Consider the following 15266-nt stretch of genomic DNA (forward strand, 5'->3'; position numbering starts at 1 on the left):
AATTTATATTATTTCTAATAAAAAAGAGACTGGACATAAATACATGTCTCAGTCTCTCATTATAAAGGCAGTAGCTGACTAGGTGGGACTACGAAATCTTTTTATTAAAATGAGATTTCTCTCCCGCTCCCAAACGTAACTTTCTAAGCTACTTATAAATTATTATTTTGATCGTTGTTATTATTATCGTTATTCTCGTTGTTCCCTTTGTTAAATGAGCGGATAATTGTTCTTAATGATTCGTCTAATTGTTGTACTGGATCCACATCGCTGTTTTCTCTATTTTGAAATTGTTTATCAAATTCAGTTTTACCGTTTTTAGCTGTTGATTTTACTTTTTCAAATAAATCTTCAAATAATGTTTCTACATTTTCTCTAGATTTACTTGTGAATGCTGTTGATTTTTGACCATTATTTGAAGTAGCTTCTAATAGTTTCACCGCTTCATCTACATTAATATGGTCTTTCTCGATTAATTCTAAAATCTTTAACTGTACTTCGTTCATACTTTCGCCTCCCGTTTTATGCTCGATCTCTTTCTAAGATCGGCTTTAAATATTTACCAGTATATGATGCATCTACTTCTACTATATCTTCTGGTGTTCCTGTTGCGATGATTTCTCCACCGCCATCTCCACCTTCTGGACCTAAATCAACGATATAGTCTGCTGTTTTAATGACATCTAAATTATGTTCTATAATAATGACAGAGTCACCATTTTCTACAAGTCTGTTTAATACACTTAGCAAGCGTTTTATATCATCAACGTGTAAACCAGTTGTTGGTTCGTCAAGAATATATAACGACTTACCGTTAGAACGTCTGTGCAGTTCAGATGCCAGCTTCACACGTTGAGCTTCACCACCGGATAAAGTAGTAGCAGGTTGACCGAGTTTAATATAACCTAGGCCAACATCAACAAGTGTTTTAAGCTTTCTATTTATCTTTGGCAAGCTTTCAAAGAAATGATACGCATCTTCTACAGTCATTTCTAATACGTCAGAAATATTTTTTCCTTTATATGTTACTTCTAACGTTTCTCTATTATACCTTTTTCCATCACAAACTTCACATGGTACGTATACATCAGGTAAGAAATGCATTTCAATTTTGATGATTCCATCGCCTTTACATGCTTCACAACGGCCACCTTTAACGTTAAAACTAAATCTACCTTTTTGATAACCTCTTACTTTAGCTTCATTCGTTTGACTAAATACATCGCGAATATCATCGAATACACCTGTATATGTCGCCGGGTTAGATCTTGGTGTTCTACCTATTGGTGATTGATCTATATCAATAATTTTTTCTATTTCATTAACACCTTTAATAGATTTGTGCGCACCAGGTCTTGTTTTTGTATTATAAAGTTGTTTTTGAAGTCCTTTGTATAATACTTCGTTAACTAATGAACTTTTGCCGGAACCAGAAACACCCGTTACACAAGTCAATACTGATAATGGAAAATCTACATCTACATTCTTCAAGTTGTTACTCGTTGCACCTTTTACAGAAATTTTGCGTTTCGTTATTTTTCTTCTCTTAGCCGGCACGACAACTTTTTCTTTACCACTTAAATATTGACCAGTTAAAGAATCTTCATTAGCCATGACTTCTTCTGGTGTACCACTCGCAACTATTTCACCGCCATGAACACCAGCTTTAGGCCCTATATCTACTAGGTAATCTGCTGCTTTCATCGTATCTTCGTCATGTTCCACAACAATTAAAGTGTTGCCCATATCTCTCATAGATTTCAAAGTATTAATTAATCGGTCATTATCACGTTGGTGTAGTCCTATAGAAGGCTCATCGAGAACATAAAGTACACCTGATAACCTTGAACCAATTTGCGTTGCTAATCTTATACGTTGCGCTTCACCACCAGATAAAGTACCTGATGATCTGTTTAATGTTAAATATTCTAAACCAACATCATTTAAGAATGTTAGTCTTTCGTGTATTTCTTTCAAAATTAGCTTAGCAATTTGACGTTCAGTTTCATCAAGCGTTAAATTATCGAAGTGTTTTAATGAATCACTTATAGAATATCTTACAACTTCACCTATATGTTGACCGTCTACTTTAACACATAAAGCTTTTTCATTTAATCGATAACCATTACATGTTTCACATGTTTTTTCGACCATGTATTTTTGCATAACTTCTCTTACATATTCAGATGGCGAATCATGGTATCTTCTTTCGATGTTATTCAACACACCTTCAAAAGCCATCGTTCTTGTACGTTTTGCTTTTGTACCATAATCTTGATTAAATTCAAATTTAATTTCATCATCATGACCACGTAAAATGATATTTTTTTCTTTTTTAGTTAAATCTTTAAATGGCTTATCCATATCTATTTTAAAATGCTCACATGTTTGTTCTAATAATGTTGGATAATAATTAGAACTAATAGGTTGCCATGGTAATATAGCGCCATCTTTAAGGCTTAAAGTTTTGTCTGGCACAACTAAATCTATATCAACTGTTAATTTACTGCCTAAACCATCACACGATGGACAAGCACCAAATGGACTGTTAAATGAGAACATTCTAGGTTCTAAATGATCAACAGAGAATCCGCAAATTGGACATGCATGGTGCTCTGAAAACTTAATTTCATCACCATCAATAACGTCAGCAATTGCAGTACCATCAGCTAATTCTAAAGCAGTCTCTAATGAATCAGCTAGACGTGCTTCTATGCCATCTTTAACGACTAAGCGGTCTATTACGACATGAATTGTATGGTTTTGATTTTTATTTAATTCTGGTACATCGTCTACGTCTAAAATTTGGCCGTCAACTTTCAATCTTGCATAACCCTTTTTAGCAATATCGTCGATTAATTTCTTATGTGAACCTTTTCTTCCAGAAATTATTGGAGATAGAATTTGAATTTTAGTTCTTTCTTCTAACTCCATTACTTGATCGACCATTTGCTGCACGGTTTGAGATTTTATTTCTATACCATGGTTTGGACATATCGGTCTTCCTACCCTTGCATATAGTAATCTTAAATAATCATAAATTTCAGTTACCGTTGCAACAGTAGAACGCGGATTTTTACTCGTTGTTTTTTGGTCAATCGAAATAGCTGGTGACAGCCCTTCAATTAAATCAACGTCCGGTTTATCCATTTGTCCTAAAAATTGTCTTGCGTAAGCACTTAAAGATTCTACATATCTTCTTTGTCCTTCAGCATAAATAGTATCAAAAGCTAATGAAGATTTACCTGACCCAGATAAACCTGTCATCACTATTAATTGATCTTTAGGTATTTCAATATCTACATTTTTTAAGTTATGTGCTCTCGCACCCTTTACGATGATGGATTTATTTTTCATCTCAGTCACCTTTCTGCTTTTAATTCAAACAATATGTCTCTTAATTCAGATGCACGTTCGAAGTCTAAATCTTTCGCAGCATCTTTCATTTCGTTCTCTACGCGCTCAATTGTTTTCTCTCTTTCTTTCTTCGTGAGTTTCTTAGGTGCTTTTTTCTTGTCTTGTTCGTTAACTTCATCTGTTTCAACTGTAGCAGATATGACATCGCGTATTTTCTTATTAATTGTTTGTGGCGTAATATTATATTTTTCGTTATATGCTTCTTGTGTTTCTCTACGTCTATTTGTTTCATCAATAGCTGTTCTCATAGAATCAGTAATTTTGTCAGCATACATAATGACTTTACCTTTATCGTTACGTGCAGCACGACCTGCTGTTTGGATGAGTGACCGTTCTGATCTTAAGAAACCTTCTTTATCAGCATCTAAAATTGTAACAAGCGACACTTCAGGGATATCTAAACCTTCTCTTAGTAAGTTAATACCCACTAACACATCATAAACACCCATTCTTAAGTCTCTAATAATTTCAATTCTTTCGAGTGTTTTAATTTCAGAATGTAAGTAGTTTACTTTGACTCCTGCTTCTTTTAAATAAGTTGTTAAATCTTCACTCATTTTTTTCGTAAGCGTTGTGATAAGAACACGCTCATTTTGTTCAACACGTTCGTTTATTTCTGACATTAAATCATCGATTTGATTTTTACTAGGTCTTACTTCTATGATTGGATCTAACAAACCAGTTGGTCGTATAATTTGTTCAACCATTTCATCTGTATGCTCAATTTCAAATGGACCAGGCGTAGCTGAAACGTACACAAGTTGTTTCGTTTTCTCTTCAAATTCTTCAAATTTAAGAGGTCTATTATCTAAAGCACTTGGCAGTCTAAAGCCATGTTCAACAAGAACATTCTTTCTAGCTTGGTCACCATTATACATACCTCTAATTTGTGGTAATGTAACATGAGATTCATCAACCATAACTAACCAATCATCACCAAAATAATCTAATAATGTATATGGAGTAGAGCCTTTAGGACGTAACGTTAAGTGAACTGAGTAGTTCTCAATCCCTGAACAAAATCCCATTTCTCTCATCATTTCTAAATCATAGTTTGTTCTTTGTTCTAAACGCTGTGCTTCTAATAATTTATTTTCTTTACGCAATTCTTCTAAACGTTCTTTTAATTCTTGTTCAATTCGTTCAATTGCAACTTTCATTTTTTCTTCACGTGTTACGAAGTGGGAAGCTGGATAAAATAGGAAATGTTCTCTTTCTGCTATAACTTCTCCAGTTAGATAATTCACTTCTCTAATTCTATCTATTTCATCACCAAAAAATTCGACTCTTACACATAGCTCATCACGAGATGCTGGGAATATTTCAACAACATCCCCTCTAACTCTAAATGTACCACGTCTAAAATCGATATCATTTCTAGCATATTGGTTATCTACTAATTTTCTTAATAATTCATTTCTTTCCATTTCCATGCCCTTACGTACACTCACTACTAAATCCTTATATTCTTCTGGATTTCCTAAACCGTAAATACAACTCACACTCGCAATAACAATAACGTCATTACGTTCAAACAATGAACTTGTAGCTGAATGGCGCAATTTATCTATTTCATCATTGATAGATGCATCTTTTTCTATGAAAGTATCTGTTTGAGGCACATACGCTTCAGGTTGATAATAGTCATAATAACTTACAAAGTATTCAACACGATTTTCAGGGAAAAACTCTTTAAATTCACTATATAATTGCCCGGCTAACGTTTTATTATGAGCAATAATCAATGTCGGTTTACCAACTTCTTTAATTACATTACTCATCGTAAATGTCTTACCAGTACCAGTAGCACCTAATAATGTTTGGTGTCTTTTACCGTCTTTAATACCCTTTACAAGAGATTTAATTGCTTCAGGTTGATCGCCTTGCGGAGAGTATTCAGAATGTATTTCAAAAGGAATATGTTGCATAGTAACCTCCTAATTTTCTCAAATATATAAATATATTTTAACAAATTTTTGTAAAAATAACCAAACATTTGTTCGTTCTAAGTTTATAAAAATACAAATAAGAGGAAAAATCACATTGATTTATCCTCTTATCTATCTTGATTCAATTTTATCTATTTTGAGTGCGTCCACGATATAATAACCAGCGACTAGACTGATAACATCTAACACAATAATCAACTCATCATGAAAGAACCCTTTGTAAACTGATGCACCGATAATAACTGTTGCAATCAGTAATCCAATCCATTTATTTTGAGTGATTTGTGTCAAAACTATAACCAGTAAACAAGGGAGGAACAATGCTAGAATTGGCCAAATCATTCAATTCGTTAACTCCTTTTTGTTTCACGTTTTTCAAGAATTGTCATTGTCGTTTCTTTTAATTCAGAACGTGGAATAAATTTTTCTTGTAACATTTCCGGTATAATATTTTGAATAAAATCTTGTACTGATGATAAATGATCGAATTGCATAATTGTTTCTAATGAGCTTTCGTAAATTTCAAAAAACAAAGGTTCAGGGTTTCGTTTTTGAATTTCTCCAAAAGATTCATAAAGCAAGTCAATTTTATCAGCAACACTGAGTATTTGTCCTTCTATACTATCATCTTTACCCTCTTGTAGTCTATGTCTATATATACTTTGATATTCTTCAGGAAATTCTTCTGTTATAAACTTTTCTATCATTTCTTCTTCAACTTGAGAAAATAATTTTTTCAATTCATACGAAGCATATTTTACAGGTGTTTTAATATCACCAGTGAATATTTCTGGATAATCGTGGTTTAATGCTTTCTCATATACAAGCTTCCAATTAATTTCTTGGCCATTTGCTTCTTCAACTGTAGCTAAATATTGTGCTATTTTAGTTACTTTAAAAGAATGTGCTGCCACATTATGGTCTTGAAATTTGAATTTTCCAGGACATCTTACTAATTTCTCTAAATCTGTTAAACTTTTAAAATATTGGTGTACCCCCAAATTAATGTTCCTCCTTTAATTGTAAGACTAAGTTATTTAGTGTTTTTTCGGACAATTCTCCTAAATATACTTTTTCTACTTTCCCTTCTTTATTCACGAAAAGTGTTGTTGGTATATTATAAGATTTAAACTTTTTCAAAAAGTCTTCTTCTGCTACATATATATCATAATTTACATGAACGTCATCAATAAGTTGTTGTGCTGGTTTTCTTTTATCTTTAACATTTAAACCTATCAGTTCCACATCTTTATTAGAATGCTTAGCGTATTTAACAAGCTCGGGCATTTCTCTCTTACAAGGATCGCACCATGAAGCAAATAAATTAATAACTGTAATTTCATTTTTAGAAGTTACTTTTTTTAATTCAGTTGGTTCAAGTTTATCAAAAGTTTTCACTTTTTCATCATTAACATTTAAACCAGTTGCAGGATGACTATTTTGAAAAGTTTGTTCGCCCTGTTGTTCTTGAAATTGTTCTTTATTTTGAAACTTATTTACGTCTATCACTTTATATATACTTATTCCTATAATACTCATTAAAATTAATACTAGTATGATTTTTAACCATTTTTTCATTACTTCAAACCTCTTCAGCTTAATTTACATTTATTATATCAACTAAAGTTATAAAAAAAAGCAAATAGTTTAAATTCATAATTGAATTAACTACTTGCTTGTACATATTTAACTAAAATGACTAATGTATATAGTTGTATGCTTTAGCTGCAGAAGCTGAAATTGTTCGTGAAGAAACAACTCCTACACCTTGATAGTTCATCTCTGATACTTGTAGAGAACCATCAGAGTTAACATTTTCAACGTATGCTACATGACCGTAGCCACCAGCTGTAGATTGTAATATAGCGCCTGCTGAAGGAGTATTGTTAACTGTATAACCAGATTGTGCAGCTGCATTAGCCCAGTTGTTAGCATTTCCCCAAGTGCTTCCAATATCAGGGCGTTTACTAAATGCATAGTAAGTACATTGACCTGAAGTATATAAATTAGCCCCGCCACCTGTTGATGGTCTGCTATACGATACTGCAGTAGTTGGCGATTCATTATTAAACGTTGGTAAAGCGTATGCTTGGTAGTCTTCAGTATTATACTCACTACCAGTTGAAGTTTGCTCAAAAACATATCTTAATAAGCTTTCTTCTTGAGCTGATGCTTCAGGTGCGTTAATTGAAACAGTAGTTGGTTCTGCAGTAGCTTCATCGCCAGATAATTGAGCGTCTGCTGATACTAATAATGGTTTACCAACTAAAATAATATCTGATGACAAGTTATTCCATTCTTTTAATTCTGATACAGTTACGTCAAATTTTTTAGAGATTTTATTGAGTGTATCGCCTTCTTGTATAACATAAACGTCATCTTTTAATACTTTTATATTTTGTCCTACTGAAACTTCAGTAGAAATTTTATTTAATTCTTTAAGATTTGAAATAGAAGTCCCATATTCCTGTGCGATAGTTGCTAATGTTTCACCTTCTTTAACTTCATGCTCTGCAGCAAAAGCTGTTGTTTGTACTAAAGATGTTAAAGCTGTAACAGATGCAAACGTAACTAATGTCTTCTTCATGATGGTTAAATCCTCCTGAGATTTATATGTTTTTATTTATATTTATATTAATTTGAGTTTCCCTCAACTATTACTGGAAATATAATATCATAAAATCATCGCACAAATTCCTTTGTTACATATTCGTAATATAAACGTTACCTTTCTATAATTTAAATTAAAAATATCTATAAAGATTATTATGACAGTCTTAATAGCTAGTATTAAATAATATTCATAATATAATATCGTCAAAAAAAAATCATTGTCGATGGAGAATTTATCCAAAAACCATTTACCAATTCTTATTTCATTAAAATACAATGTAACAATTATAAAAAAAAGAAAAATACAGAGTTATAAGTTTTCGTAACTTATAACTCTGTACTTTATTTTTGTTCTGCTAACCATTTTGCTACTTCTTTAGCTTCTTTTTCATCAACTACTTTACTCGGCATACTACCTTTACCTTCATTGATAATTTTCTCTATATCTTGTTCTGATAGTTTAGAACCTACATTTTTCAATGATGGACCAGAAGCACCTTCTAAGTCTTTACCGTGACAGCCGACACAAGAATTATTTTTAAAAATCTTTTCCCCTTGAGAGCTATATTCTTCAGATTTACTTTCGTCCGATGAAGAATTTCCACATCCAGCAAACACTAATGAAGAAGCCGCAACGATTGAAATAATGCCCGTTTTAAATCTCATGTTTTACACCCCATATTAATATATAATCACATTAATATTTTACCATGATTGTGTTTATTTTAAAACGATATTGTGTATTTTTTCACAAAACCTTAACTATTATGTTCATCAAAAAAATCAGGTGAATTTCTTGTTATTTAAGAATTTCACCTGATTTTTGTTTACTTTATTTTATGATTGCTCGTTTAATTGACTACGTAAATATGCATCTATAAACGGATCAATTTCTCCGTCCATTACTGCACTTGTATTTCCTGTTTCTTCATTGGTTCTATGATCTTTAACCATCGCATATGGATGGAATACGTAAGAACGTATTTGACTTCCCCACCCAATTTCTTTCTGCTCGCCTCTTATTTCATTTAAAGCAGCAGCTTGTTCTTCTAATTCTCTTTGATAAAGTTTAGCTTTTAACATTTTCATTGCTTGCTCTCTGTTTTTAATTTGAGAACGCTCATTTTGACAAGTAACAACGATGCCTGTTGGTTGGTGTGTAATACGCACCGCTGAATCAGTAGTATTAACGTGCTGTCCACCTGCACCGGATGCTCTATAAGTGTCTACTGATATATCTTCAGAATTAACTTCGATTTCAATTTTTTCATTATTAAATTCTGGTGTAACTTCACAAGAAACAAATGATGTATGTCTTCTTCCCGAAGAATCAAATGGAGAAATACGTACTAATCTATGAACACCTTTTTCAGCTCTTAAATAGCCATAAGCATTGTGCCCTTTAATTAATAAAGTTACACTTTTAATTCCTGCTTCATCACCATTTTGGTAATCTAATGTCTCAACTTTAAAGCCTTTATGTTCAGCGAATCGTTGATACATTCTGAGTAACATAGAACCCCAATCTTGAGATTCTGTTCCGCCAGCACCAGGATGTAATTCTAATATCGCATTATTCTCGTCATGCTCTCCATTTAATAATAGATTCAATTCAAATTGTTCTATATCTTTATTAATTGTTTTTAAGTCAGACTCTAAAGCTTTATGCATATCTTCGTCATATTCTTCTTGTAGTAATTCAATCGTTGTATACAAATCTTCAATTTGATTTTCTAAATTATAAAAATCATTTACAACTGACTTGAGTGCATTATTTTTATTAATAATTTCTTGTGCTTTATTCTGATCATCCCAAAAAGAAGGATCAACCATCATTTCTTCATATTCTTGTATGTTTGTCTCTTTATTTTCTAAGTCAAAGAGACCCCCTGATGTTTAATAATTTTTCATTATGCTTATTTAAAATCTGTTTAATTTCCGTTAATTCCATAATTTAACTCCTTTACGCTTTACCGTGACAATTTTTATATTTTTTGCCGCTTCCACAAGGACAAGGGTCATTTCGACCTACTTGTTCATCTTTAACAATCGGTTTAGGTTTTACTTTTTCTTTACCGTCGTTTGCTCCAACGTGTTTAGCTTCACCAATTTCAACTTGTTGACGTTCTACTTGTTCACCGCGGTCAATTGTAGCTTTTAAAATATACTTACTTACTTCGTCTTCAATGTCACTTAACATTGTTTCAAATAATTCTAAACCTTCATTTTGATATTCACGCAATGGATTTATTTGACCATAAGATCTCAAGTGAATACCTGTACGTAATTGATCCATCGTATCGATATGATCTGTCCATTTACGGTCTATCGTTCTTAATACAATCATACGTTCAAATTCAGACATTTGATCTCCGAATTCTTCTTGTTGATGTTTATATTGGTCTTTAATTTTCTCAAGTACAATTTCTTGGATATCTTCATAGTCTCTTCCACGGATATCATCTGCTTTAATTACACCAGGTTGTAGATAAGAATCTTCGATATATTGAACAAGTGCTTCATAATCAATATCATCTTCATTAGCTGATAAATGATAGTTTATACCACGTTCAAGAGAAGATTTAATCATACCTTTAACGATATTTTCGACATTATCATTTTCAATAATATCATTACGTTCACCGTATATAATTTCACGTTGTTGTCTTAAGACATCATCATATTCTAATAGACGTTTACGAGCATCAAAGTTATTACCTTCAACACGTTTTTGAGCAGACTCTACCGCTCTTGAAACCATTTTTGATTCAATAGGTGTATCATCATTCATACCTAGTCTGCCCATCAATGATTGCATGCGTTCAGAGCCGAATCTCACCATTAATTCATCTTGTAACGATAAATAGAATCTACTTTTACCAACGTCACCTTGACGTCCAGAACGACCTCTTAATTGGTCATCAATACGTCTAGATTCATGTCTTTCTGTACCGATAACTGCTAGTCCACCTAATTCTATAACGCCTTCGCCTAGTTTAATGTCTGTACCACGACCAGCCATGTTTGTCGCGATTGTAACAGCACCTTTTTCACCAGCGCTTTGAATAATTTCCGCTTCACGTTCATGGTTTTTCGCGTTTAAAACATCATGTCTTACGCCTTTTTTCTTCAGTAAGTTCGAGATATATTCACTCGTTTCAACTGCTACTGTACCTAATAGTACTGGTTGACCTTTTTTGTATAATTCGATGACATCTCTAACTACAGCATCAAACTTACCTTTTTGAGACGCAAATATCATATCTGCTTCATCTTTACGTTGAATAGGTCTATTAGTAGGAATTTGAGTTACAGTCATATTATAAATGTTTCTAAATTCTTCTTCTTCCGTCTTAGCAGTACCTGTCATACCAGATAATTTATTGTACATTCTAAAGAAGTTTTGGAATGTAATAGAAGCCATTGTTTTAGACTCATTTTGAATTTCTAATCCTTCCTTAGCTTCAATAGCTTGATGCAATCCATCTGAGAAACGACGGCCCGGCATTGTACGACCAGTAAATTGGTCAACAATCATTATTTCACCGTCTTCAACAACATAGTCCTTGTCTTTAAACATCGTACGATTTGCTTTTAATGCAATGTTGATATGATGCATTAAGTTTACATTTTTAACATCGAACAAGTTATCTATTTTAAACATGCGTTCTGCTTTATCAATACCTTGTTCAGTTAACGTAATCGCTTTTGTCTTTTCATCATACGTAAAGTCATCTTCATCTTTTAACATTTTAACGAAAACATTTGCTTGAGTATAAAGTGTCGTAGATTTTTCTGCTTCACCAGATATGATTAACGGTGTTCTCGCTTCGTCAATTAAAATAGAGTCGACTTCATCGATAATCGCAAAGTTTAATGGTCTCATTACGCGGTCATCTTTGTATGTGACCATGTTATCTCTTAAATAGTCAAAGCCTAATTCATTATTCGTACTATACGTAATATCTGCAGCATATGCCGCTCTTTTTTCTTCTGTACTTAAAGAATTTAAATTCAAGCCTACAGATAAACCTAAGAAGTTGTATAGTTTTGCCATTTCTTCACTTTGGAAACTAGATAAATATTCGTTTACTGTAACAACATGTACCCCTCTGCCACTCAGAGCATTTAAATATACAGGCATTGTTGCTGTTAACGTTTTACCTTCACCAGTTTTCATTTCTGATATATCACCACGATGAATTGCAATACCACCCATAACTTGTACTTTAAATGGTGTCATGCTAAATACACGTGTAGAAGCTTCTCTTACGATTGCATATGCTTCTGGAAGTATTTTATCTAGATACTTTTCTTGTTTTTTATAATCTTCTATCTCTGCCAATTCTTTTTGGTATTGTACTGTCTTTTCTCTTAATTGGTCATCTGTTAGTTTTGCAATTTCGTCTTCAAAACCGATGACTTGATCTGCTAATTTTGCAAGTGATTTTACAACTCGCTTATTACCATCAGCTAATTTTGATAAAAAACCCATTTTGTTCTCTCCTTCAACTAGGAAACTAGTAATCTTACAACAATATATCATAACACTTTTATTTTTATTTTTATACTATTTAAGATTACCACCTCTTTTAACGAAAAGCTATTATTACACAAAGAAAACTGACACAGAAGTTCTGCATCAGTTTTCGGTTTATTCATTTATTGTATTGATGTTTCAATTAAACCATATTTACCGTCTTTACGTTTGTAAACTATACTTGTTCCATCTGTTTCTGCATCTGTGAAGATGTAGAAATCATGACCTAGTAGATTCATTTGTAAAACAGCTTCTTCAGAATCCATAGGTTTCAATGCGAACTGTTTAGAACGAATAATTTCTATTTCACTATCGTTTTCTTCGTTTTCCTCCGGATAACCTGGTTCAGTAGTAGCGAATATGTCTTTTTCTCGTCCTTTATCACGATACTTTCTGTTTACTTTTGTTTTGTACTTACGCACTTGTCTTTCTAATTTGTTAGTTATTAAGTCGATTCCAGCATATAAATCATCATGTTTTTCTTCAGCTCTTAAAGTAACTTCTTTCAACGGAATTGTTACTTCAACTTTACTACTTGAATCCTGATAAGTTTTAATTTTAACATGAGCTATCGCTTCCGGGACATTTGTAAAGTAACGTTCTAATTTACCTACTTTGTCCTCAATATAATTTCTTATCGGATCAGTCACTGTGATGTTTTCACCATGAATTTCAAATCTGATCATAAAGCACCGACTCCTTTAATGCGCTATTCTCTTTGTGTTTCTTCCTACTATTATTTTACCATTATTTTATCCTCTTGCAAATGTTAAGGCATCTAGTTTTCTGATTTTTCTAACAAGTAAATGCTCGGCCAATTGATGTATTGTTAGACCCGTTGTATAGATATCATCTACTAGTAATATTTTTTTATTTTCTAAGTTTATTTCGTCGATTAATTTAAATGGATTATTTTGTTCTGACCTTTCTTTTTTCGACAAGCAAGCTTGTTTTTTTCGTTCTTCTGTTTGAAATAGTTGTGTATAAGGTATGTTTTGTTTATCTAATACGTACGCAACATGATCGAAAGTTCTATTTCTTAGTTTATTATCATTAATAGGTGCTGGCACGATTAAATCGTAATTTTTAATTATCTTTCTAGGTATTTGAAATATTTCGTACAATGCTAAATCTCCAGAAAATTTATATTGATGCATCAATGTTTTAATAAAAGTTTGATAATCATAAAGTGTATGTAGTTGATTAATTAACTTATAACTTTGAGATAACCACATACAATCTAAACATTCATGTTCATCTTCTGATAATATTTTCAAACATTTTGTACATCTTCGTACATTATGATTGAACGTCAAATTTAACTGGCAAGATTGGCATATATTTTGAGATTGATTAAATAAATTCAATAAATTTATCGATTCATTTATTGAATTTTGACAGATTAAGCATTTTTTCACTTTAACCATCCTCTTTCTTTAGCAAGTTTATTCATGCTCATAATTTCTTTTCTCGCTAAGTCCATTTCTTTAGTTATCCCTTTGTTGTAACATATTACGTTTCCTGTCGGATTAGAAGTCTTTCTACCGACTCTTCCTGCAATTTGAATAATAGCACTTGAAGTAAACATATCTGTTCGAATAATTACAACATCTAACGCTGGTAACGTAACACCTCTCTCTAAAATAGTCGTTGTAAACATGATATCAACTTCGTTATTTCTTAAACGACTAACTTTCTCATGTCTTTCTGGATCTTGACTCGATACACATTCAATCTTTGAAAAGTACTGCGTATATAGTTTGAATACAGATTCCATATAATTAATATCGTGGAAAAATACAAATGTTTTTCTATTTTCATTAACTTGTCTTTTTAAAAATTTTAGTAATTTATGATTTATTTTTGTTGTCTTAACAATATTATAATGAAATTCTGGTACAGGTAGAGGGTGTCCGTGATAGCGTGCAGGTAAAGTTATTATTTGATGTTCTTTGAAAAGTGAACGCAGTTGTTTGTTAGGAGTAGCAGTTAAATAAATATGACTAGATTGTATACGAGTTGCTTTACTTATCGTTGTCATTAACTGATTGTCCATTTCTAAAGGAAATGCATCAACCTCGTCAACGATTACCACATCAAAATGTTGATAATATCTCATCAACTGATGAACTGTAGATACAATAAAGGTGCTGTTAAATTTAGCAATTTGTCCTTCATATAATAAATCTATTTGTTCATCAACAAAAGCCTGTTTCAACCTTAAATATACTTCTTTAACAACATCTACTCTTGGAGAGACAACAGCCACGTTATAACCTTTACGCCTTGCTTGAGAAATACCTTCAAAAATCATTTCTGTCTTTCCTGCACCTGTAACTGCGTGCAATAGCAATGGGGAATGTGACAAGATAGCTTCACTAACCTTTTGAGAAGCTAGTTCTTGTTGAGGACTTAATTTAAAATCTAGTTTAAAGTATCCGGGTGTCTCTTCTCTGTGACTTTCTATCACGTATATATTTTTACAACTTTGAACTTTACCAAGTTGAATACAACTTCTACAATAAATAGTTTCTTTATTACAGTGGTAACAATAATAATGATAGAACATCCTTTGATCAGTATTTGTACATTGATTACATTTATACTTATCATTAACGATTGTAACCCCTGGTAAAGTTTTTAAAATTTTTTCATCAGTAATGTCACTTAAATCATGACAAATACGGCCATAATATTTCATATTACCTCCAATAAAAAAGCACAAAAAGCATATGCTTTTTGTGCTG

General features: G+C 32.2%; 13 protein-coding genes. All 13 read right to left on the bottom strand.

Features of this window, described 5'->3' with window-relative positions:
- Window positions 1-152 precede the first annotated feature (152 nt).
- The 13 genes from ACNMOQ_RS11075 to ACNMOQ_RS11135 all read right to left on the bottom strand — a co-directional run bounded on the left by ACNMOQ_RS11075 (window position 153) and on the right by ACNMOQ_RS11135 (window position 15220).
- Entirely contained in the window at window positions 153-506 is a 354-nt protein-coding gene (locus ACNMOQ_RS11075; protein ID WP_064204491.1) for a hypothetical protein, read from the bottom strand.
- A 16-nt stretch (window positions 507-522) separates the two neighbouring features.
- Window positions 523-3357, bottom strand: a complete 2835-nt coding sequence (uvrA, locus tag ACNMOQ_RS11080) for an excinuclease ABC subunit UvrA (protein WP_017000792.1) — start codon at window positions 3355-3357, stop codon at window positions 523-525.
- A 5-nt stretch (window positions 3358-3362) separates the two neighbouring features.
- A complete protein-coding gene (gene uvrB, locus ACNMOQ_RS11085) occupies window positions 3363-5345 on the bottom strand; it encodes an excinuclease ABC subunit UvrB (RefSeq protein ID WP_017000793.1) in 1983 nt (660 codons plus the stop codon).
- Window positions 5346-5477: 132 nt separating this feature from the next.
- Window positions 5478-5708, bottom strand: a complete 231-nt coding sequence (locus ACNMOQ_RS11090) for a CsbA family protein (protein ID WP_017000794.1) — start codon at window positions 5706-5708, stop codon at window positions 5478-5480.
- 8 nt (window positions 5709-5716) lie between these two features.
- Window positions 5717-6367: a YfbR-like 5'-deoxynucleotidase gene (locus ACNMOQ_RS11095; RefSeq protein WP_017000795.1), complete on the bottom strand. Its 651-nt coding sequence runs from the start codon at window positions 6365-6367 to the stop codon at window positions 5717-5719.
- A 1-nt stretch (window position 6368) separates the two neighbouring features.
- The gene (locus ACNMOQ_RS11100; RefSeq protein WP_017000796.1) at window positions 6369-6944 is read right to left on the bottom strand and encodes a TlpA family protein disulfide reductase; all 576 of its coding nucleotides are present in this window, start codon (window positions 6942-6944) and stop codon (window positions 6369-6371) included.
- Between the two features lie 121 nt (window positions 6945-7065).
- A complete protein-coding gene (locus tag ACNMOQ_RS11105; protein WP_135021450.1) occupies window positions 7066-7953 on the bottom strand; it encodes a LysM peptidoglycan-binding domain-containing protein in 888 nt (295 codons plus the stop codon).
- Window positions 7954-8321: 368 nt separating this feature from the next.
- A complete protein-coding gene (gene cccB / locus ACNMOQ_RS11110; RefSeq protein WP_017000798.1) occupies window positions 8322-8645 on the bottom strand; it encodes a cytochrome c551 in 324 nt (107 codons plus the stop codon).
- 171 nt (window positions 8646-8816) lie between these two features.
- A protein-coding gene (gene prfB, locus ACNMOQ_RS11115; protein ID WP_100216303.1) for a peptide chain release factor 2 occupies window positions 8817-9930 on the bottom strand; the annotation gives its coding sequence in 2 pieces (ribosomal slippage) (window positions 8817-9857 and window positions 9859-9930; 1113 coding nt in all).
- Between the two features lie 12 nt (window positions 9931-9942).
- Entirely contained in the window at window positions 9943-12474 is a 2532-nt protein-coding gene (gene secA / locus ACNMOQ_RS11120) for a preprotein translocase subunit SecA (protein ID WP_017000800.1), read from the bottom strand.
- A 167-nt stretch (window positions 12475-12641) separates the two neighbouring features.
- On the bottom strand, window positions 12642-13205 hold the full coding sequence (gene hpf / locus ACNMOQ_RS11125; RefSeq protein ID WP_416349842.1) for a ribosome hibernation-promoting factor, HPF/YfiA family: 564 nt from the start codon (window positions 13203-13205) through the stop codon (window positions 12642-12644).
- A 66-nt stretch (window positions 13206-13271) separates the two neighbouring features.
- Complete coding sequence (locus ACNMOQ_RS11130; protein WP_416349843.1) at window positions 13272-13796, bottom strand: ComF family protein; 525 nt, start codon at window positions 13794-13796, stop codon at window positions 13272-13274.
- 137 nt (window positions 13797-13933) lie between these two features.
- Complete coding sequence (locus ACNMOQ_RS11135; protein ID WP_416349844.1) at window positions 13934-15220, bottom strand: DEAD/DEAH box helicase family protein; 1287 nt, start codon at window positions 15218-15220, stop codon at window positions 13934-13936.
- Between the last annotated feature and the right edge of the window lie 46 nt (window positions 15221-15266).

It is taken from the genome of Mammaliicoccus lentus (assembly GCF_947036595.1).
Lineage (GTDB): Bacteria > Bacillota > Bacilli > Staphylococcales > Staphylococcaceae > Mammaliicoccus > Mammaliicoccus lentus.